We start from the raw sequence: 21133 nt of genomic DNA, 5'->3' as shown, positions 1-21133 counted from the left end.
TAGCGCTATTAGATGCGGTTTGCACGGCCTCGTTGCGACTTTTTCGTTACGACTTTTTCGTTACGACGTAACTAAGTAGCTAAGTAGCTAAGTAACTAACTAACAGCGTAGCAACGTATCAAAGTAGCAACGAGGTCAACTTACCTACAAATTATCGCGTGAGCTTACGGTGCAAACGATGTGGTCGAGCAGCTTCCTCACCCAAGCGCGCAATCTTGTTTTCCTCGTACGCTTGGAAGTTACCCTCAAACCAATACCATTTTGCAGGATTCTCGTCGTCGCCTTCCCAAGCAAGAATATGCGTGGCAACGCGATCGAGGAACCAACGATCGTGCGAAACAACCACAGCGCAACCCGGGAATTCGATTAAAGCATTCTCCAAACTTTCCAAAGTTTCAACGTCCAAATCGTTCGTAGGCTCATCGAGAAGCAGCAAGTTGCCACCCTGCTTAAGCGTCAAAGCCAAGTTCAAACGGTTGCGCTCACCGCCGGAAAGTACGCCCGTCAGCTTTTGCTGATCCGAACCCTTGAAACCGAAGCTAGCAACGTAAGCGCGAGTAGGAATCTCAACGCCAGCAACCTCAATAAAATCAAGGCCTCCTGAAACAGCTTCCCACAAGTTTTTATTAGGATCCAAGCCAGCGCGATTCTGATCTACGTAAGAAATCTTCACCGTGTCGCCCACAATAAGCTCGCCGCCAGAAAGCGGTTCCAAGCCCACAATCGTCTTAAACAGCGTAGACTTACCAACGCCGTTCGGACCAATCACACCAACAATACCGTTACGCGGCAAGGTAAACGACAAGTCGTCGATGAGCACACGGTCGCCAAAAGCCTTGTGAATATGCTTGGCTTCCAAAACTTGCGAGCCCAAACGTGGACCAGCCGGAATCTGAATCTCGGAAAAATCGAGCTTCTTGGAATTACGTGCTTCCTGCTCCATCTGATCGTAGCGTTCCAAACGCGCCTTGTTCTTTGCTTGACGAGCCTTTGGCGAACTACGCACCCAATCCAACTCGTTCTTTAAGCGCTTGGCAAGCTTGGCATCCTTGGCACCCTGGATTTCCATACGCTTAGCCTTGGTTTCCAAGTACGTGGAATAGTTGCCCTTGTATGGATAAAGCTGACCACGATCAACTTCGCAAATCCACTCAGCTACGTTGTCCATAAAGTAGCGGTCGTGGGTTACGGCAATAACAGCGCCTTCATACTTGTGCAGGAACTGTTCCAACCACAAAATAGACTCCGCGTCCAAATGGTTAGTAGGCTCGTCCAAAAGCAGCAAATCTGGGGCCTCAAGCAGGAGCTTGCACAACGCCACTCGACGCCTCTCACCACCAGAGCACACAGAAACAGGAGAATCCGGATCTGGGCATTGCAAAGCGTCCATTGCCTGCTCGAGCTGAGAATCCAAATCCCAACCGTTCGCCGCATCAATTTCCGTCTGCAGCTTGCCCATTTCTTCCATCAGAGCGTCAAAATCGGCGTCCGGATTGGCCATTTCTTCGCCAATTTGGTTAAAACGCGCCACTTTTTGGGCAATCTCACCAAAAGCCATCTTAATATTTTCGCCAACCGTCTTGGTTTCATCCAACGGCGGCTCCTGCTGCAAAATACCTACCGTATAGCCAGGAGTAAGAGAAGCTTCACCGTTTGAAACGTTTTCCAAACCTGCCATAATTTTCAGCAACGTCGACTTACCCATACCATTAGGGCCAACCACGCCAATTTTTGCGCCTGGAAGGAAGCTTAAGGTAACGTCGTCGAGAATCACCCTGTCCCCATACGACTTACGCGCCTTAATCATTTGATAAATAAATTCAGCCAAAGTAATATACCATCCTTAATAACGTTGGAATTCCAGCGTTTGCTGCGGCTTTGCGAAAACTTAACCTTGACACTGTGCCTTGGCTTGGTGCGCAAGTTTCACACGCTTCATACGCCATACAAAAAACTACGTGCACACTACGCGTGTCATAGAGGAAAATCGTTAGCAAAAGCAGCAAAAGTACCGGGAACTATTCTCTCATGCGGCAAATACATTACATCGCTGCAACCTCGCAGCAATCTCCGCACGCAAAACACACAAAAAAACAAACGATAACAGATTCTAACCGGCATAGAAACGCTAACAAGCGTTAACAAAAAATAGTAGCGCAGAGAAAACAAAGGCTACAGAAATACGCGTACTTAAGATTTAAGCAGAATTTCAGCAGGATTTCAGCAGAATGCCGTCGTTTTGGAGGATTTTGCTGACGTAGCTTCAGGACCATCTTCAGGAGGTAATTGGCACAGCCACTCGCCTAAAATACCCAAGCACATATCTACAAAGCAAATCAAACCCGCAATAGCACATTCGCGAATAACTGAAGCATACAAAATTATTTCGCTGTGTGGCAAACTCATTAGCAATTGTCCTACGTACCAGCCGGATAAAATAGCTCCAGCCATCCCCAAAGATTTGGACAACATTAGTGCTGCAACAGCAAATTGCGGATTGGTGCGCTTCTTATTTTTAGACTTTGAGACGACACTCTGATGCGTTTGCCAAGACATAATAAAAGTCACTATGCCAAAAACCACCATGATTGCTACTACAACCCACGGTGCTCCAGCCAGCGACATAGCGCTCGATTCCGTAGAAGATACCAAAAATGCACCCAATACGAAGCCGAATAGCAAACCTAGTACCAAGTACCACCAAGGTGTGCGATACGCTTTCATCAGTAATCATCCCCCATAAGCCATTGATCTGAGTATAAACCAACGCATTGAGCATCGGCAGAAAACGCCAACGAGTACGAAATTGGATCACCATCCAACGCCGCATCAGGCTCTATCTGCATCCACGGTATCAGTTCATCTGCCGTAGGGTCTGCTAGAACAATGTCCACAGTTCGCTGAGAGGCAAGTTTGTCACTCAACGTTTTAGTTTCTAAAGCGGAAGCACCATACGAGCGAGTGCCTAATATGTGTACGTTCACTATATCCTTGTGTAAAGAATTTACAGCGCGGACAAGGCGAAGTAACTCATAATCGTCAGCACTCGTTGACAACACCAAAACCGCAGAAAAAATATCTCCTTCAAGCCTATTAGCAATATACAATGCTGATACGCCGTCGACCTGCGAATTTCGATCCTGCTCGAGCAGTGCAACTGTTCTCAGCATAGCAGAACGCGTAGCTCGATTCGCTTCGCCGCGCAGTGAAATTACCGCACTCGTTTGCATAGGAACAGGACATATACCATACAATGGCGAAAGTTTTTCCTTCTTAACTATGTCAGTGCCGTGCGGCGTGTCGTTTTCCGATTGATTAGCATCATCCGATCCGGAAGCAGCAGCTGCGGCAGCGTTCGCAGCATCTTTATTACGAGCTTCCTCTTCTACTTTTTCAATAATTGAACGACGCACCTGCGCATCTGGACTATCGTCAAAATCATCTACCTCCAGCTGCCCAAGTCGCGCAGCAACAGTGGCAATCGACTCAGGTATAGCACTACTTTTTACCTCAAAATCGTTGGTAGCGTAGCTGTGCATAGTAACAGAAACATCGTCAACTGTGCTCTGCAAATCGTAGTATTCACTTCTCATCGAAGCATGAACGGTAATATCGGCTTCGCGAACCTGCCACGTGCGCATTGCAGCATCAGACGCAGCTTTCGCAATAACTTCCAACGCAATAGAAGGCTTCTCCTGAAGCTCGCTATTTTCTCCGCACTGAGTCAAAACAGAGGCAAGACGGTCGGAAATCTGCGGAATATCAACAGCGTTTTCTTCCACTCCCCGTGCCGCTGTATGCAAATCTAACTGTAAAACAGCGTCAATATATAAGTAACGGTATACGCCGATTACTATCTCATTGCCTCTCGGACGAATGCCCATCAAACTTATTGTGTCCATAATCTTCTCATCTCCCCCCTCATCAGTGAATCGATATGTTACCAGTCTACTGGCATACGAAGCACCTTGTAAGCATAATATTTGTTGTACGGTAATCTTCAATTATTTATATTTTGATACATTGTACTCGCAATATGGCAATAATACGTAAACTTCCGTAAAAATAATCCACAAGTCAAAAAAATAAGCGCCGATAACAATACTGTTATCAGCGCTTACCGGAAATTCATTAATACAAGGCTTTTTTACAACGCCTTCTTACGAATTTTCTACTCAGATTTTTCAGAACTCGTTTCTTCGGAACTCGTTTCTTCAGAACTTGCAGAATTTTCGTTGTGCTTCAGATTTTCTGGAATCTGAACCGGCGGAACATCCGAATCCGGACGACGCTCGTCAGACAACCACAGCGTACGTTCAGGAGCTTTACGAATCTTACTAAAGATTTCCTTAAGTTCCTTCTCGTTCAACGTTTCTTTTGCAAGCAACTGACGAACCAACTCGTCAAGCACATCGCGATTATTGTTAATAATCTCCCATGCTTCAGTATGAGCAGTTTCAATCAGCTTATGCACTTCGTCATCAATCACTTCAGCCGTACGGTTTGAGAACTTGCGCGGCTGCAACGAATCGAGCGAACCAGAATCCTCGTCAGCATCCATCCACTTAACAGCACCAAGCTTAGCGGAGAAACCAAACTCAACCACCATCTTACGAGCAATTGCCGTCGCCTTTTCAATATCGTTAGAAGCGCCGGTTGTTGGATCGTGGAATACGATTTCCTCAGCAGTACGACCGCCCATAGCGTAAGCCATCTGATCGAGAAGCTCGTTGCGAGACTGAGAGTAACGATCCGTTGTCGGCATAACGGCAGTGTAACCAAGCGCACGGCCGCGCGGCAAAATCGTCACCTTAGTCACCGGATCCGTGTGATGCAAAGCAGCCGCAACCAAAGCGTGACCACCCTCATGGTAAGCAGTGTTGCGCAACTCATCCAACGCCATACCCTTAGACTTCTTGCGCGGACCAGCCTGAACGCGATCAATAGCCTCATCAATGGCACGATTATCAATGTATTGCGCGCCAGAGCGAGCGCAAAGCAGAGCAGCTTCGTTAAGAACGTTGGCCAAATCAGCGCCAGTAAAACCAGGCGTGCGAACAGCAACCATGTGAAGGTCAACGTCCGGAACAAAAGGCTTGCCCTTAGCGTGAACCTTCAAAATTGCCTCACGGCCTTCCAAGTCTGGAGCTTCAACAGCAACCTGGCGGTCAAATCGACCTGGGCGAAGTAACGCGGAATCAAGCACATCCGGTCGGTTCGTAGCAGCGATAATAATCAAATTCGTATCGTTGTCAAAACCATCCATCTCCACCAGCAGCTGATTCAGTGTCTGCTCACGCTCGTCATGGCCACCGTTCATACCGCTTCCGCGACGACGACCTACTGCATCAATCTCATCAATAAAGATAATTGCAGGAGCGTTCTTCTTTGCTTCGTCGAACAGCTCACGCACGCGAGAAGCACCAAGACCAACGAACATCTCCACAAAGTCAGAACCAGCCATCGCATAGAACGGCACGCCTGCTTCGCCTGCAATAGCACGCGCAAGAAGCGTCTTACCGGTTCCTGGAGGGCCGTACAACAGTACGCCGCGAGGAATACGCGCACCTAAAGCCTTGTAGCGCGAAGGATCCTTCAAGAAGTCCTTAATTTCTTCAACTTCTTCAACAGCAGCCTGCTCGCCAGCAACGTCGGCAAACTTAGTCTTAGGAGTTTGTCCTTCAAGCAGCTTACCGCGGCCACGACCGCCGCTCATGCCCAGCAATCCGCCTCCAGCAGAGCCAGCCATACGCCCAAACATAAACCACAGCAGTCCAAGCAGAATCAAAATCGGCAGCATGGAAGTTATGAGGTAAGAAAGTATGCTGGAAGATTGCATACTTACGTTCCAACCATTGCTTGGCTTAACGGTCTCGACGTCGTGAATAATCGACTTACCCTGAGAAAGCGTGTAGTAGAACTGCACTTCCTTACCGTAATCGCGCTTCTGCTTATCCCGTTTATCAAATTTCTTAAACGGCTTATCTAACGTAAGCTTCACCAGTTGCTTATTGTCGATAATCTCTACATAGTTGGCAGCGTTAGAACGCACCAAAGCTATGCCGTCTTGAGTATCGATAGTTTGCGCACCGTTGTGAGCAAACATTTGGAATCCGGCAACCGACAGCAGCACCAACAGCACAATCCACGTCCAAGGCGACTGCCAGAACGAACGACGGCCACCATTGTTGGCATTGTGGTTGTTATTTTGCTTACCGTTATTATTACGTGGATTACGTGGATTACGCGGATTACGCGGATTTAAAAATGGATTGTTTCCATTATTTCCGTTGCCGCCACCCATTGGACCTCGTGGTGTCATAGGAGAAGCGCCCATATAAGTAAGGCTCCTTTCAAACTCCTCACATAAAATTTGGATATAACGTTTTGTCTATAACGTTTTTATACAACGTTACGTACAGAACGTTTTTATACAACGTTACGCATAGAACGTTTTTGTATATACGTTGCGTAAAGTGTCGTCAATAAAAATCAAGCGCCATACACAGATGGCTTCAGCACCGCAATACTATCCAAATTGCGGTAACGCTCGTCGTAATCCATACCAAAGCCAACGACAAAAGCGTCAGGAATTTCAAAACCTGAGTAGTCGATAGTTACTTCAACTTCGCGACGAGCAGGCTTACTGAGCAACGCAAAAACTTTAACGCTCGCGGCACCACGGCTCTTCAACTCGTTTACTAACCAAGCCAAAGTGCGACCTGAGTCAACAATATCTTCCACAATAAGCACGTCACGGCCGCGCACATCGGTACTTAAGTCTTCACGAACGGTGATTTGTCCGCTTGTTTTCGTTCCACTACCGTAGCTTGACAAGCTCATAAAATCCATAGGAGCTTGAATACTGAGTTCTTGCGAAAAAACGGCGAGCGTGTTTACAGCGCCTTTTAACACTGCAACCAGTAAAGTATTACGATTTTTGTAATCTTCACTCACCTGCTTAGCAACCTCACGAATACGCTTCATAAGCTCTTCGTGGCTGATTAATTCATAGTCGATGTCATCTCGTATATCTGCAACTTGCATGTTCACTATCTTTGCATAAACGAATGACGATATTCCTATGATGTCGGGCGGCTTGGTAACAATCTGGCAACGCTAAAGGCTTTTGACCGTGCCAATTTACGCAAAGCTCGTCAATTGCCTGTATATGACTTGCGGAAAAACGCAAAGATAGTGCTGTTAAAGCTCTGGCTATGATGCGTCTGCGAATCGCCGGATGATACTGTGCCAACCGTTCACTTTCTAACGTTATGCTGTGTGAACTTTCGTCAACGCGCATTACGTTTGGCAATACCGTATCGACTTGAGTATTTATATAATCGAGATCGTCTTGCGCAAGTTTCGCACCTCGCGAAAGTAACGTAACCATATTTGCTTGTAAAAAGCGCGAAATATACGGCATAAGCGTGTGTCGAATACGCGAACGTAACGGATACTCGTCCCCAAGTTGTAAGTCTTGAGAAAGCGTGTCACCGTTGGTTGGATCATCCCACCACGCAATTCCTAAATCTTCGCAAATGCCGGTGGTATCTTTACGAGTTAGCTCAATAAGCGGACGCGCAAAACGTACATTTTGGCGTTGTGTCACGGTTTTCATGCCTGCAACCGCTTCTAATCCTGCGGAATCTTTTAAGCCTATAAGCACTGTTTCTGCCTGATCGTTTGCCGTGTGAGCTAACAAAACCACAGCAGCTTCCTCGCGTTTGGCAACATCAATAATGGCTTGATACCTGGCATCGCGGGCCGCAGACTCCTCGCCTTTTCCGGAATCCGTCACCTTTACCGACACTACAGTAACGTTCGACGCCTCCACACCAACTTTCACACAGTTTTTCGCAGCCTCACAAGCAACTTGAGTGGAACCGGCCTGCATACGGTGATCAACAATTACTACACCACAGCGAAGCCCTCTGCTGGCACACACGATGGCCGCCAGCGCAGTCAACGCAAGCGAATCCCTACCTCCGGAGCACGCCACCAACACTAACGGAGCATCGGGTGCCGGAGAATGCTGACCATGCTGAGTAAAACAAGTGTGTTGTGCGCTAAGTGAAAGCGAGTCAAAACAGCGTTTTACCGCTCCAATACCAGCGCGCATGCGAGACGAATACACCATGGGTTCTAGTGTAGCGCGAATCGGAGTAGATCACAGGCTTGCTTTTGGGCAATGCAGGTCACAAATTTGGCAATTCCGCCATAAACTTATTAATGGCCACAGAAGCACCCCAACCATTGTTAGGATTGTTCACAATAACAGCGAATGTAAGCACGCCTCCGCCGCGGCGAGAAACATTACCTGACATAGAAGTGACATTTGAAAGCGAACCAGTTTTTACGCGCAACAATCCCTTAGCGGAAGGATCTACTAAACGTCTCCTCGTGCTGCCAACTAACCCTGGAAGTGACAATCCTTGAGCTGCTGCCGAACCTCCACTGTTGCGAGCAACGTTCAGTAATTGCACTTGAGCAAGGGTGAGCGCACGAATGGACGATTTCGGCGACAATCCAGAACAATCCGACATGTGAAGCCCGCGCGTGTCTATATGGAGCTTATGCAAGCCTTCCTCAACCGCTTTTACTCCTCCCTCAGGATCGTTAGACTTATGCGCTGCCAACGCTGTTAAACGGCCAAATTCCTCCGCCAAAGTGTTGTCGGAAAGTCGAAGCATGTAACCCATGATTTCGTTCAGAGGCGCAGACGATACTTTCGCAATCAGCTGGGAATTAGCGACGATCAAAGATTGCGTAAAACTCACCGGTATTTCGGAATCAGACGCGGGTGCTGAGGAAGTAGCGGGCTGGTTACCTTTAGTTTTTGCAGATTTAGTAAGATTGCTAAGGTTTGCGGCGTGAACTTGAATACCCTTGTTACGTAACAATTGCGCAAACACGCGCCCCACGCTTGCTGCAGGATTTGGATCAGAAAGTGGGAAATCCGATCCAGCGTCAGCATCCACTCCTTGCGCGACGATATCGCGTTGACGAGCGCAATCAATTGCCACTGACGACGTTTTCGCATAGAAGCGATGCTCGTCGTCCGTTTCGTAGACTAGCGAAGGCTCACGCTTTGCGCCAAAAAGAGAATCGTCTACCGCTAACGTCACTTCGTGAATCTTATCGATAGCGAGCACCTCTGCTGTCCTGTTTGCTAACGTTGCTAAACCGGCGCGACCGTTTACGTGGTGAATGTCGTTTTCGCCAACACCCAGTAGCATGTCTCCACTTCCGCGAAGTACTAGTTGAGCGCGACGAGAAGCTGCCTTTGGTGCGTTAGTTTTTGTAGATAGCATAAACACTTGTGTATCAAGCGTTGCGCCCATGTCGAGCGTGCGGGAAGCAACGGCGGCAGTGAGCGTTTTGAGCGTAGAAGCAGGTTCTCGAGGTGTGCGCGCAAAACGTTCGGCAACAATCTGTCCGCGCGCGTCCATAATAACAGCGGAAGTATCATTGCCGACTGAGGGGTCTGATAATAAATCTTTTACCAGTTTATTCGCTTTCTGGTTGCTAATTTTTTTACCGTAGCCTACAGGCTGAGTAAGCGTTGATACCTCTTTAATTTGTCGGATTGGCGCAACCGATAAAGCTGATTCTTGCGGACGTAACGTTAAAGGCCCGGGAAGTATATCCAGCAAGTCGAGCATGCAATACGAAACAATTATTGCTATGCAAAGCAGTGCCGAAATGCCAATAATCGGAAGCCTCCAACGTGAGGGGTACTTTCCATTGCAAAGCATGGAGGCATATTTTTCACACGAACGTGAGAGCGTTTCAATTGTGGATGGTTTAGAAGACGAAGTATTGCTAGTATTTGCGGATACGACTTTAGAATCAAGAGGGGTATCTTTTTGTGGAGCAGGTTGAGTAGCGTCCATCGTTTGATTTGCGCTTTGATTCGCGCTTTGATTCGCGCTTAGATCCGTGGTTTGGTTCGCAATCGGTGGATATGTGCCGTCGATTGGCTCAATATCAGAGAAAGTGCTCACTTTACGAGTACGATCAGAATTTTTCCTGAACCCTTTCTTATCGTTCATGCGAGCACTACTTTCACCTGATTTGCCACCATTATGCCTTACTACAGCCTCGACTAACTATATCCTGCACTTGTAACAAAACGTATGGCTTATATTGCAATTCGTTCAGAAGTAGCTTGGTAAATGCGCAAATTACGCAGTAATCGACGCGAATCTGCGCAAGTTTTCTACAATGCGAATCATGCGCTTATCCATTACTTTGCCGCCAAGAATTACGCCAACAGCCAACACAATTGCGCCGTTCACTACGAACATAATGCTTGCAATCCACAAAAGATTCGCGTTAATAGCCAAAAATGCCATAGCCAAAGCAATAGACGGAATCATGCATACAGCAGAAAGAAGCGAAAAACCTATTGGAGCAAAGGATCTAGCGCCTGCAGAACCTTGCGGCCTAGAAAATGGCTTTTCGATTGACGCTACAGGGTACATTGCAATGCACGAAGAAATTAAGCCTATGCCTATGGTCGCAAAAGCTACTCCGATTGGAGAAAGAGTTTGGAACATAACTGCATTCATATTTTGATGAACATTTGCTACAAAGAAAAGGAAAGCGTAAACCCCTATTCCAAGAATTGCAAAGTACACAGCGCAAATCACGGACCAAACTATTGCGTGCGCTAAGCGATCATACAAACCTTTTACGCCAATAATCGCGTGCATAGTAAAAGCTGTGCCATCGTATGCAATATTGTTCCCAACAACCATGCCCATAAGCAAACCAGAATACATAAGCCAACTAGAAACGCCTATGTCCTGTGCTATAGAACCAAATCCTTTAGCATTAAAACTGGTTCCTCCTGCAACTATCAGAATAAAAAGCGGCGTAAGAAGCAAAAATAGTTGACGCATATCTCTTCTCATAACGCTAATAATTCGCGCAATAATCGCACCAACTATGTTGTCTGGAACTGCTGTAAATAAGCCAATTCCTTTAGTTTTAACAACTGTTTTTTGTTCACCGCGAATAAGCTTCGGCTCTAATTTTGCGCAAAATACAGAGATTGCAAAGCAAGCAGCAATTGTTACAACGCAAATAAGGAAGCGAATAACAAGCGCAAAATAGTTGCTATTAATAGCGTCAAGCGGCAAAGCCATAGCTGCACTTAATGGTGTAAAAGCGGACACAGCGCAGAAACTTGAGCCAAACCAAACTCCATTTGGCGTGCTGCTATGAGTGTTCATTGACGAAACAAAAATCATGTACACTACGAAAATAGCAAAGTAAAAAATGTTTCTTGAACGCTTGTTTATTAAAATAGTGTCCAAAAGCTCAATAAGCATTTTGCTTAAAGACACGATTGTTGCAACGTAAAGCGGAGCCGCAATTACGCTTGCTAAAACTGGCACAATTCCAAAGTTTCGGTACGCTAAAGACCACAAAGCAAGCGCGATTGTGCAGCTTACAGAAAGCGCTCCAAAAAGAGAGCCAAGAAGCATACCAGCTTGCTGCTTTATGTAAGGAATGCCGTAAAGCGCAAAACTGCGCGATTTTAGTGTTGTGTCGCTGCCTAACATAAACAAGTTTATAAACAGCGTAAAAATTGACACAATCGACGCAAGCATTATTGGAATCAATTGGAATTCCTGCCAATCTTTAGTATCTGCAAGCATTCCTGGATTAAGATACTTTCCTGCTTCCCAGCCTGCAAAACCAAGAGCGCATATAATCGCAAGTCCAAAAACAATGACTATACCAAAGCCAATTTTTTGCCACGTCGACTTTCGCATAACTGAAAAAGTAAGCGCCCAGCGAAGGCGAACCATGGTAACAATCATAGACATTACGGCTCTCCTTTTTTAAGCGTTGAAATTGGCGTAATCGGTGCTAAGAGCAGTAGGAGCGTTATCAGACTTACCGCCGTTAAGCCAGTCAATGCGCGCAGCAGCGTGACGTCCGCCAACAAGCTCCATAAAGCGATCTTCAAGATCCTTGCCCTGAGCTACTTCCGCAAGAGTGCCAGAAGCTGCAACATGACCTTCGTTAATAATCGCCACGTGCGAGCACATTTTTTCAACCAATTCCATAACGTGCGAAGAAATAATCACAGTACCGCCAGTAGAAACATACTCGACTAGAATATCCTTCAAATTTGCGCTAGAAACAGGGTCCACTGCTTCAAAAGGCTCATCGAGCACGAGCACGCGAGGGCTGTGAATCATAGCTGTTGCAAGGCAAATCTTCTTCGTCATACCAGTTGAATAGTCAGAAACCATAGTGTTTGCAGCTTCTGTTAAGTCGAATGCAGAAAGCAAATCGTTCGCGCGCTTTACGGATTCCGCGCGGCTCATATCGCGAAGCATGCCAGCGTAAGTTAAAAGCTGAAGGCCGGTAATCGTCTTAAAAATCTCATCCGCTTGTGGCATCAAACCGATTGCGCGCTTGGCGCTATTTACATCGCTCCAAACGTCGTTGCCAAAAATCGAAGCCGAACCAGCATCTGGCATAAGCAAGCCCGTAAGCATTTTAATCGTAGTGGTTTTGCCGGCACCGTTCGGACCAACCAAGCCGTAGAAAGAGCCTGCTGGAATGTCTAAGGAAAGATTATCTACAGCAACTTTTTTGCCGAAAGTCTTAACGAATCCGCGAATAGAAACCGCTGGAACTTCTTCATTAGTAGCGGCGTAAGTGTTTGCGCCAAAAACCGGAACAGAATCTACCATAGAAACCTCGCAATATACAGATAAACACGCAAATTGCGCCACATTGCTACGCAACAGCGGTTTATGCACAGAGCACTATTATCTCATACTCATAATTGACACGCAAATACGCCTATTGCAAGCAAAATCAACCGAGGAATTAACTCTCGTGGAATAGATACGTGAGGAATCGAACTCAAGTCAAGTGCAACAAAGTCAAGTGCAATAAGCGCTTCTTACGAACGCTTCTTACCAGCGCGCGAATCAAGCACATGCCAAGCCTGCTCAGCCGCAGCAAGCTGCGCCTTACGCTTACTGGAACCACTACCCGACCCCAGCACTTCGTCACCAGTATCGTGCGCCAACACTGCCCGCGCCTCAAAAACCGGCGCATACTCTGGCCCGGAAACCGACATACGGTACTCTGGATCTTCCAAGCCCATGTCGTGCGCCTTAACAGTCAGCGAAGTCTTCCAATCGAGAGCCGGACCTTCCGTAAGCACCTCTGCCAAGGTATCGTCAATTAAGCGATGTACCACTCGACGCGCCTCATCAATACCGTGTTCCACAAAAGTTGCGCCGATTAAAGCCTCTACAATATCGCACAAAATAGAATCTTTATTGCTGCCGCCCTGCTCCATTTCGCCGCGACCAAGCAGAATATACGGTCCAACGTGAAGTTTTTCGCGCGCGACTGCGGAAAGCGCCCACTCGGATACAGCCTTAGCTCGCATCTTTGCCAGCTGGCCTTCAGTCATATCTGGATGCGCGGAAAATAGCGTTTCCGTGGAAACGAGTTCCAAAACGGCGTCGCCTAAGAACTCGAGGCGCTCATAGTTGTGAGTGCCTGGATGCTCGTGCGAGAACGAACGATGCGTAAGCGCCTCCACTAGCAAATCCGGCGAAATGCTGGTTCCTAAAGCGCTTAGAAGCTCCTGCGTTGGATCCCCCGGACGAACTTCGTTATTGTCTAGTCTCAACACTCCGCTCGCGTCATGCTGCTCGCGCGAGTTGTGGAGGTTCTGGTGAGTTTGTTGAGCGGCTTGGATGCTTTGGGTACGGTGATTGTTCTGGAGGTGCTGGCTGGTTTGGCTGGCTTGGCCGTTCTGATTGTTCTGATTCTTCTGATTGTTCATAGCGCCTACCATTATAGTCCCCCTACTTACCAGCCATTAAGTCCACAAAAACGAGCGCGACGACCTGCTTGAGCGCTGCGATTTAGCGCGCGATTATTCCTTTACACGACTGTAAAGTTTTTGTCGCTTTTTGGCGAGATTCCGACATTTCCTTTACGTGGCTGTAAAGTTTTTGTCGTTTTTTGGCTTAATTTCGATTTTTCCTTTACGTGGCTGTAAAATTTTAATCGCTTTTTGGCTTAATTTCGATTTTTCCTTTACATGACTGTAAAGGAAATGTCGGTTTAGTAATTTTGAACATTTGCCGGAGAATTCTCCGGATTTTGTAGCTACATCAGCGCAAATATGGAACATTTGCCGGAGAAAAAACTCCGGAAAATGTTCCAAAAACCAGCCAAAACAACAACAAACGCCGGAGAAAAAACTCCGGAAAATGTTCCAAAAAACGGTTAAAACGCTCGCGCAGCGCTTTGACCGAGCTTGAAATCATTGGGATTTCAAGCTCCTTTAAAGCGTGATTTGGCTCAATTGTGAAGCACGGGGTGCTTCACATGCCAAATCAGCCGAACGGCTACCAAATAGCCGTGAGGAATAAGCTCGCTACGAAACTCGCGTTGGAAGTCCCCCGGACTTCCAACCTAAGCGAGTTTCCGCTCCGAGTTGCCTTCGCGCGCTACGCTTTGAGCGCTTCGGCAGGTCGTCGCGCAAATGTTTGCAGAAAACAAAAAAGCCTCCGGTTTCACGAACGCCCCTAGTAGCGTCCACAAAACCGGAAGCAACACACTCAACAAAGCCGCATAAAACCACTACCACACTAGACTGCGAAGAAAAGAAATTTGGCAAAACAGTCCAGCAAGCAACAGCCCACGCAACTAAACACCAGTTTCAACAGCCCTATACTCTCGAAACCGTGCGTTGAGTGCAAGAATCAAAAGCCAAGCAGTGAGCGCGTGGCATTAACCACGCACTCACCACTTAAAGCAGCTTAGTGGCGGATCTTGCGAAGAGCAGCACCCATACCAGCAAGCACAGAAGCAGCAACAGCAGCCAAAGCTACCACAGCACCCGTGTTAGGAAGCTTAGGAGCCTTAGGAGTCTTAGGAGCTGGCTTTGGAGCAGGAGCTGGCTTGAATGGGGAGTTAGGCTCCTTATCCATAGCATCGCGAACTTCCTTAGCACCAGTATCGCAGCTCAAATCCTTAGCATGATCATTAGCAGAATCAAGCAAACCAGCAGCACGAGTACGGTTGTTATCAGCAATCTTCAACAAACCAGCAGCCTTAGCAAGCTTCTCCTTGATAACCTTAGCAGCATCAAAATTCTCGGAAGCCTTCGCATCCTTCATATCCTCGCCAAGCTCAGCCTTGATATCATTCACAGCAGCCTCAACGTGACCATAGTGAAGCACAGCCTTCTGAAGCTGACGACGAAGACCATTCAAGTAAGCGCAGTTATTGCCACCGAAGTTCTTCAAAATGTTCTCCCAGCCAGTCTGCTTCAAACCAAACTGAAGCCTATTAAGCAAAGCATCATAAGCAGCAACATTGGTCACACCACGAGCAGCAAGCTCAGCAGACAAGCCCTGATAATTCGTCTTAAGAAGATCAGTACCAGCAGGATCAACAAGCGAAGGCTCAGTTGGCTTTGGTTCTGGCTTTGGAGCTGGCTTAGCAGCAGTGTAAGGAACCAAAGTAGCAAGCTTCTTCAAAGCAGCAGCAAAAGCAGCCTTAGCAGCCTTATCATCCTTATTAGCCTTAAGAGCCTTAGCAGCCTTACCGAACTCATCGAAAGCAGCCTTAACAGCAGCAGCCTTCTTAGCATCCTTCTCAGCCTTCAAAGCAGCCTTAACCTGCTCCACATAAGCCTTAAGCTCTTCAGCCTTCTTAGGAAGAACAACCTTACCTGACTCTGGCTTCTTTTCACCTTCTGGCTTCTTTTCACCTTCTGGCTTCTTTTCGCCTTCTGGCTTCTTTTCGCCTTCTGGCTTCTTTTCGCCTTCTGGCTTCTTTTCGCCTTCTGGCTTCTTTTCACCTTCTGGCTTCTTATCATCAGTCTTAGCTGGGGTTTCGAGCTGCTTGATCTGCTCGTCGTAAGCCTTAATCAAGGTCTCCTGCACAGCGACAGCATCCTTAGCATCCTGCAAATCCTTAGCATACTGACCGTACTTGCCGTCAGAATCCTTCAAGTCATCAATCCTACCCTGAGCAGCGTCAACACCATTCTGAGCAGCGGTGACAGCACCCTCAAGAGCAGCAGTCCCGTTCTTAAGCGTAGTCAACTTAGTTTCAGCATTGGTTGCAGCGGTAGTAGCGTTCTTCAGAGCAGTTTCCGCGGTTTCCAAATTAGCCTTAGCAGTAGCGAGCTTATCCGCGTCCTTAGCATCCTTCAAGTTTGCATCGACAGCCTTGGTAGCAGCATCAGCATAGGACGCAAGCTGCTGTTCGCCCTCCAGTAGCTTGTTGACGGCCTTGATAGCATCCTTTTCAGCTTTCTCAGCAGTCTTCTTATTATTATCGGCAGTAGTCTTATTGGCTTCTGCAGTAGAAACTTCCTGATTATGCTTGGTTAAAGATTCCTTCGCATCAGCGAGAGTATCATTAGCCTCATCGAGAGCATTCTCAAGCTTATTAAGAGCGTGATCTGCCTTATGATCATTCTTAAGATCATTCAGCTTCTTCTCGGCATCCTTCTTAGCGTCTTCAGCAGCCTTCTTCTTAGCCTTAAGAGCCTCAATCTGCTTCTTAACAGCATCATCCTTCTGAGCGGTAGCAGCAGGAGCATTACCAGCAGCAGCATTCTCAGCCAAAGCTGGAGCAGCTACAGCCAAACCAGAAAGAAGAGTGGCGCCAGCAGCGAATGCGGCGATAGCCTTCTTATTCAACATAATATTTTCCTTTCTTCTTCTCCTTCACACCAAGCGTGTGAAGAAAAATGTAAACCCGCGTGGTATAAGCCCAGCGGCTCACGCCGGCCGCGAACCCGCGTTTAATCGGCGTTTGTTATTAACATACCCCCCCCCCGTTCGCAAAAGTCAAGACCCGCACACGCTCAAGAAACCATAAAAAACACGCTAAAACGCATTAAAAAATACTGCGCAAGCCAAAAACACCGTAAAAAATACTAAACTTTCGTCTTTATACCGTAAAAAACAATAGTTTCAACATTTTCAAAGATTTTTCCCAGAAAACTTTAAGGTAACGCCGCGCTAAACCCCTACCAGCCACCAAAACCCTTGCAAAACCGCCACTTTCAGCGCGACACACCGACGCAAAAATCCCAATGCTTTCAAGCTCAGCCAAAGCGATAGACTCCAAATGTGCGCAACCTACCTCGTGTTTGGAGCGCTACACAACCCCAAACCCTCCAAACGCGAGATAAATTCCCCACGTTTGGAGCGATACATAGTCTCAAACCCTCCAAACGCGAGATAAATTCCCCGCGTTTGGAGCGCTGCACCAAACCAAACGCTCCAAATGTGGGGAAACGCTCGCTTACGAAACTCGCGTTGAAGCGCTCCGGCAAGTCAAAGCAAAAGAAAAACCCCGCCACCCGTCGATGGCAGGGTTTTAACAAGTACAACCTACTTGGTGCCTACTTGGTGTGCGCCGAGCGAACAGCTTCACGGTACACGCGACCGCGGAAGGTACCGCAGGATGGGCAAGCCATGTGTGGGAATGCCTCAGAACCGCAGTTCGGGCAAGTCACAGTCTGCACGGCAGACGCCTTCCAATTAGCGCGACGCGAATGCGTATTAGCACGCGAGGTCTTGTATTTAGGCAGTGCCATAATTTTCCTCTATTTCGTTCAATCGATTGAGCTTAAGCGTTCTGTATACTACAGCAAGCGCCGTACATTTTCCCGCAAATGTTCCAAAAATTCACTGAAACAACAACATTTTCCGGAGAAAAATCTCCCGCAAATGTTCCAGAAAACCACCAAAACAACAACATTCTCCGGAGAAAAAACTCCCGCAAATGTTCCAAATCAACACTTAAGCTCGCGTTGGAAGCCCCCGGACTTCCAACTTAAGCGAGTTTCCGCTCCGAGTTGCCTTCGCGCTTTTCAGCTTGCTCAAGTTGCTCTTTTAACCCTTCCAACGCCGCAAAACGAATGTCGGTAACATCGTGGCGATGATCCGGATGCTCATTCAGATTCTCACCGCACTGAGGGCAAAGCCCCCGGCAATCTGGCTCACACAACGGCTGCAACGGAAGCTCGCTAACCATCGTGTCTCGAATAAGCGCCTCAATATCCGCAAAATCGCCGCCGCCTACCAAAGGATACACGTTACCGGACTCGTCGTTATCATCCCAAATTTGCGCTTCGTCTTCGTCAACATCTTTGCGGTTCTTGCGATTATCCGCATGTTGCGAGCGCTCGTCAACGTAAGGGAAGAATACGCAAACGTCTACTTTCCAATCGCGACGAAGCGGCATCAAACAGCGCGCACACTCCGCATGCACCGGAGCTGTGATGCTGCCCTGAAACATTAAACCGTCGACTACAGCATCAAAATCGCCGTCAACCATCACGTCACTACCAGGCTTTACGCCAATAACGCAATCTCCAATCCCCTCAGGTGCTGGAAAGGCGCGGTGCAGTGACATGCTATTGCCAGCGCGCGCAGCCATTTGCGCCACTGGAACCGCCCATGGTGATTGGGATGGATGCGAAGTCATTACTAATTCCTTTCGTCGTTATCTTCTTGTTCGCGCAACGACAAACTTATGTCGTTCTGCACGTGAGCCGCCGCCTGACGACGCTCCTCCAACACGCGCTGCCCCGCTTGAACGTCCTGTTCCAGCTTATCAAGCTGCTGCTTTAAGCCTTCCATAACGGTTGCGCAATACTGGTCTGCACCCTGGGTCAGCTTGTCTGATTTCGCCTGCGCCGAAGCAAGAATTTCTCGCGCTTTCTGCCTTGCTAAAGCGGTGACGTTTTCTTGTCCCGCCAAGAATTGCGCACGTTCTTGCGCTTCGTCAATAATTTGCGACGACTGCAGTTGCGCCGAAGACACGATTGAGCTTGCCTGAGCCTGTGCCGTGCGCAAATGTCGTTCGGCTTCGCGCATCAACGCCGAAGCACGCTCCAATTGCACCGGAAGCATGTCTTTCAAACGTGCCAACTGATCTACGAAATTGTCGCGATCAATTTTCACCATTCCTGGAGCAAAAATAGCGCCTTTTGCTTCCGCAAGCATCGCTTCCATAGCGTCGATAATGTCGTAAACGGTGGTAAATTCGGCGCGACTCTTCAAACGCGCGGATTCACTCACGTTTTCTTGCGCTACTGACGATTCTTTTGGCTCGTCTTCTTCAAAATCTATTGCTCCACCATCTTCGCGCTCGCGCAAATCTGGCATAGGGAACGCCGTAATTGGAGAGTTTTTACCAGCGTTTGTTACTGCCGCAACAGAAGAGGTTTCCGTATCGTCGGGGTCGGAAATTGCGTTAACGTCGCCGTCGCCGTTGTCACCGGTATCAATTAGCGCACCGCTTCCCGTAGTTGCAAAAACAGGATTTTGCACAACCGGCACGCCATCTACGACAGCATCACCCGCAGCCGCATTAGGCGCATCTTCCTCATTTTCGTCAACAAGAATCGGATGCAGCGGAAGCTTTTGATTTTTATCAACCTGCACTTCGCTTTCCATAGTGTCGTCGCTTCCTGCGTCGGCGAAATTAGCCGGCTTAATCGTTTTGTTCTCGTCCATTCTTCTACTCTCCTATTTTGGTTCTTGTACGGTATCTTGCGCAGCAACGTCTTGTGTAACGTCACCTTGCGCAGTATTTTGCACGATATTATATACGGTATTGTGCGCCGAACTCTGTGCTGAATTATATTCCGAACTACTACCGTTGCCGTCGCAAGGCGAACTACAATCCGAACTACAATCCGACTGACAGCCACCAAAAAGTTTGCGCAACAACGGTATTACGTTGTCTGGAACCATACCAGCAACGTTACCTCCGTGACGCGCAACGTCTTTTACTACCGAACTTGAAACATGCTCAAGTACCGGATCAGCTGGCAAAAATAGCGTTTCGATACCGGATAATTTGCGATTTACTAACGCCATGCCGAGTTCCGCTTCGTAATCTCCGTTTTGTCGAAGTCCTTTGACGATTGCGGTTGCGCCAACTTTCGTACAGTAGTCGCTAATCAACCCTGTTGTTGAAGTGACGACTATTGTTCCGCCGTGTTTGCAAGAAAACCTGTTGGTGTGCTGTTTGCAATAGTTACATTCCTCTACTTTGGGGAACTTTCGCACAGCGTCACTAATAATTTGCACTCGTTCTGCTTCCGAAAACAGCGGCTTCTTTGCAGCGTTCACCGCAACCAGCACGTGCACTTCGTCAAATAGATGCGCACAGCGTTGTATTACGTCTAAATGGCCGGCAGTGACTGGATCATACGAGCCGGGACACACAGCTATAGTCATGCTTTTAGCGTAGCACCCATTAGGCTCAGAGTAAAAATTAGGGCGCGCGGCGGAGGCGGTTTTTGTTGCGATAATATTTTATGCTTAACTGCGTGTAGGCTTGAGTTTGTAAGGCTTAGGTTTGTAAGGCTTGAGTTTGCAAGACTTGAGTTTGCACGACTTGAGTTTGCACGACTTGGGTTACGCAACTTGGTTGGTTTGAGAAAAAGGATGCGGCAATGTTTTCAACATTAGTGACTGACAATATGACGTCTCATACAGCGTTTTACGCAGCAATGGAAGCTGATTCGCAGTCCGCTCCTGATTCTGGTTCCGGCACTAGCACTTCGGTTTTGGAGCGCCCTGAAGTCGACGAGGATGCCCGCTTAGACGATGGCGGCAATGCGGATCGTTTTGCACACTACGTTTCTAAAGATCGTATTGAAGAATCGCGTTTAACTGGACGACCGGTGGTTGCGTTGTGCGGTAAAGTTTGGATTCCGCGACACGAGGCGAAAGATTACCCGGTATGCCCAGAGTGCAAGCGACTTTACGACGAAATAGGAAAGTTTAGTTTTTAGTAACTAAAAATTTTAGTAACCAATAATTTTTAGTAACCAAGAAGTAATTAAGAAGTATAAAAGTATAACTTTTATATAATTTTTGACTTTATACAATTTTCGGCAATTTCCGGCAATTTCCGGCAAATGTTCCAAAATAACGTCGATGTAGCTACAAAAGCCGGAAATTCTCCGGCAAATGTTCCACAAAACCACCAAAACAACAACAAACGCCGGAGAAAAAACTCCCGCAAATGTTCCACAAAAAGCGACAGTCACTTTACGTTAGTGTAAAGAAACTGTCGCCTATAGCAGAAA

The 21133-nt window shown here is 47.5% G+C and carries 17 protein-coding genes; 1 reads left to right on the top strand and 16 read right to left on the bottom strand.

The window, feature by feature from the left end; genetic code table 11:
* Nucleotides 1-151: 151 nt before the first annotated feature.
* The 16 genes from ettA to coaD all read right to left on the bottom strand — a co-directional run bounded on the left by ettA (nt 152) and on the right by coaD (nt 20276).
* A complete protein-coding gene (gene ettA, locus HXT56_RS00425; RefSeq protein WP_116712499.1) occupies nt 152-1828 on the bottom strand; it encodes an energy-dependent translational throttle protein EttA in 1677 nt (558 codons plus the stop codon).
* A 392-nt stretch (nt 1829-2220) separates the two neighbouring features.
* On the bottom strand, nt 2221-2724 hold the full coding sequence (locus tag HXT56_RS00420; RefSeq protein ID WP_250310073.1) for a DUF3180 domain-containing protein: 504 nt from the start codon (nt 2722-2724) through the stop codon (nt 2221-2223).
* The gene (locus HXT56_RS00415) at nt 2724-3902 is read right to left on the bottom strand and encodes a dihydroneopterin aldolase (protein WP_421778150.1); all 1179 of its coding nucleotides are present in this window, start codon (nt 3900-3902) and stop codon (nt 2724-2726) included. Before HXT56_RS00415 ends, HXT56_RS00420 begins: the two co-directional genes overlap by 1 nt.
* 269 nt (nt 3903-4171) lie before the next feature.
* Entirely contained in the window at nt 4172-6337 is a 2166-nt protein-coding gene (gene ftsH / locus HXT56_RS00410) for an ATP-dependent zinc metalloprotease FtsH (RefSeq protein WP_421778149.1), read from the bottom strand.
* Nucleotides 6338-6492: 155 nt separating this feature from the next.
* Nucleotides 6493-7047 carry a hypoxanthine phosphoribosyltransferase gene (gene hpt, locus HXT56_RS00405; RefSeq protein ID WP_250310070.1) on the bottom strand — a complete coding sequence of 185 codons (555 nt, stop codon included), beginning with the start codon at nt 7045-7047 and terminating at the stop codon, nt 6493-6495.
* On the bottom strand, nt 7022-8140 hold the full coding sequence (gene tilS, locus HXT56_RS00400) for a tRNA lysidine(34) synthetase TilS (protein WP_250310069.1): 1119 nt from the start codon (nt 8138-8140) through the stop codon (nt 7022-7024). The genes hpt and tilS overlap by 26 nt, the downstream gene beginning before the upstream one ends.
* 58 nt (nt 8141-8198) lie before the next feature.
* A complete protein-coding gene (dacB, locus tag HXT56_RS00395) occupies nt 8199-10055 on the bottom strand; it encodes a D-alanyl-D-alanine carboxypeptidase/D-alanyl-D-alanine endopeptidase (RefSeq protein WP_421778148.1) in 1857 nt (618 codons plus the stop codon).
* A gap of 132 nt (nt 10056-10187) precedes the next feature.
* Nucleotides 10188-11840 carry a hypothetical protein gene (locus HXT56_RS00390; protein ID WP_421778147.1) on the bottom strand — a complete coding sequence of 551 codons (1653 nt, stop codon included), beginning with the start codon at nt 11838-11840 and terminating at the stop codon, nt 10188-10190.
* A 15-nt stretch (nt 11841-11855) separates the two neighbouring features.
* Complete coding sequence (locus tag HXT56_RS00385) at nt 11856-12719, bottom strand: ABC transporter ATP-binding protein (RefSeq protein ID WP_421778146.1); 864 nt, start codon at nt 12717-12719, stop codon at nt 11856-11858.
* Between the two features lie 215 nt (nt 12720-12934).
* The gene (rnc, locus tag HXT56_RS00380) at nt 12935-13846 is read right to left on the bottom strand and encodes a ribonuclease III (RefSeq protein ID WP_421778145.1); all 912 of its coding nucleotides are present in this window, start codon (nt 13844-13846) and stop codon (nt 12935-12937) included.
* A 322-nt stretch (nt 13847-14168) separates the two neighbouring features.
* On the bottom strand, nt 14169-14324 hold the full coding sequence (locus HXT56_RS00375; protein WP_421778144.1) for a hypothetical protein: 156 nt from the start codon (nt 14322-14324) through the stop codon (nt 14169-14171).
* Between the two features lie 495 nt (nt 14325-14819).
* Nucleotides 14820-16718, bottom strand: coding sequence for a hypothetical protein (locus HXT56_RS00370; protein WP_421778143.1), 1899 nt, complete (start codon nt 16716-16718; stop codon nt 14820-14822).
* Between the two features lie 707 nt (nt 16719-17425).
* Nucleotides 17426-17620: a 50S ribosomal protein L32 gene (gene rpmF / locus HXT56_RS00365; RefSeq protein ID WP_116712094.1), complete on the bottom strand. Its 195-nt coding sequence runs from the start codon at nt 17618-17620 to the stop codon at nt 17426-17428.
* 239 nt (nt 17621-17859) lie between these two features.
* A complete protein-coding gene (locus HXT56_RS00360) occupies nt 17860-18513 on the bottom strand; it encodes a YceD family protein (protein WP_116712095.1) in 654 nt (217 codons plus the stop codon).
* Nucleotides 18514-18515: 2 nt separating this feature from the next.
* Entirely contained in the window at nt 18516-19547 is a 1032-nt protein-coding gene (locus HXT56_RS00355; RefSeq protein ID WP_250310147.1) for a hypothetical protein, read from the bottom strand.
* Between the two features lie 12 nt (nt 19548-19559).
* Entirely contained in the window at nt 19560-20276 is a 717-nt protein-coding gene (gene coaD / locus HXT56_RS00350) for a pantetheine-phosphate adenylyltransferase (protein ID WP_421778142.1), read from the bottom strand.
* Between the two features lie 218 nt (nt 20277-20494).
* On the opposite strand from coaD, the gene HXT56_RS00345 reads away from it, so the two are divergent.
* The gene (locus tag HXT56_RS00345) at nt 20495-20836 is read left to right on the top strand and encodes a DUF3039 domain-containing protein (protein WP_421778141.1); all 342 of its coding nucleotides are present in this window, start codon (nt 20495-20497) and stop codon (nt 20834-20836) included.
* Nucleotides 20837-21133 lie beyond the last annotated feature (297 nt).

The organism is Gardnerella nova (assembly GCF_049244055.1).
Lineage (GTDB): Bacteria > Actinomycetota > Actinomycetes > Actinomycetales > Bifidobacteriaceae > Bifidobacterium > Bifidobacterium vaginale_H.
The sequence above is the reverse complement of the archived record's forward strand: the minus strand, read 5'-3'. Positions and strand labels throughout refer to the sequence as shown.

Coding starts and splice junctions, on each gene's coding strand:
- HXT56_RS00370 (WP_421778143.1), bottom strand. CDS start 16,718: ATGTTGAATAAGAAGGCTATCGCCGCATTCGCTGCTGGCGCCACTCTT.
- hpt (WP_250310070.1), bottom strand. CDS start 7,047: ATGCAAGTTGCAGATATACGAGATGACATCGACTATGAATTAATCAGC.
- HXT56_RS00420 (WP_250310073.1), bottom strand. CDS start 2,724: ATGAAAGCGTATCGCACACCTTGGTGGTACTTGGTACTAGGTTTGCTA.
- HXT56_RS00415 (WP_421778150.1), bottom strand. CDS start 3,902: ATGGACACAATAAGTTTGATGGGCATTCGTCCGAGAGGCAATGAGATA.
- ftsH (WP_421778149.1), bottom strand. CDS start 6,337: ATGGGCGCTTCTCCTATGACACCACGAGGTCCAATGGGTGGCGGCAAC.
- dacB (WP_421778148.1), bottom strand. CDS start 10,055: ATGAACGATAAGAAAGGGTTCAGGAAAAATTCTGATCGTACTCGTAAA.
- HXT56_RS00385 (WP_421778146.1), bottom strand. CDS start 12,719: ATGGTAGATTCTGTTCCGGTTTTTGGCGCAAACACTTACGCCGCTACT.
- HXT56_RS00375 (WP_421778144.1), bottom strand. CDS start 14,324: ATGATTTCAAGCTCGGTCAAAGCGCTGCGCGAGCGTTTTAACCGTTTT.
- coaD (WP_421778142.1), bottom strand. CDS start 20,276: ATGACTATAGCTGTGTGTCCCGGCTCGTATGATCCAGTCACTGCCGGC.
- HXT56_RS00360 (WP_116712095.1), bottom strand. CDS start 18,513: ATGACTTCGCATCCATCCCAATCACCATGGGCGGTTCCAGTGGCGCAA.
- HXT56_RS00390 (WP_421778147.1), bottom strand. CDS start 11,840: ATGTCTATGATTGTTACCATGGTTCGCCTTCGCTGGGCGCTTACTTTT.
- HXT56_RS00345 (WP_421778141.1), top strand. CDS start 20,495: ATGTTTTCAACATTAGTGACTGACAATATGACGTCTCATACAGCGTTT.
- HXT56_RS00355 (WP_250310147.1), bottom strand. CDS start 19,547: ATGGACGAGAACAAAACGATTAAGCCGGCTAATTTCGCCGACGCAGGA.
- rpmF (WP_116712094.1), bottom strand. CDS start 17,620: ATGGCACTGCCTAAATACAAGACCTCGCGTGCTAATACGCATTCGCGT.
- tilS (WP_250310069.1), bottom strand. CDS start 8,140: ATGGTGTATTCGTCTCGCATGCGCGCTGGTATTGGAGCGGTAAAACGC.
- rnc (WP_421778145.1), bottom strand. CDS start 13,846: ATGGTAGGCGCTATGAACAATCAGAAGAATCAGAACAATCAGAACGGC.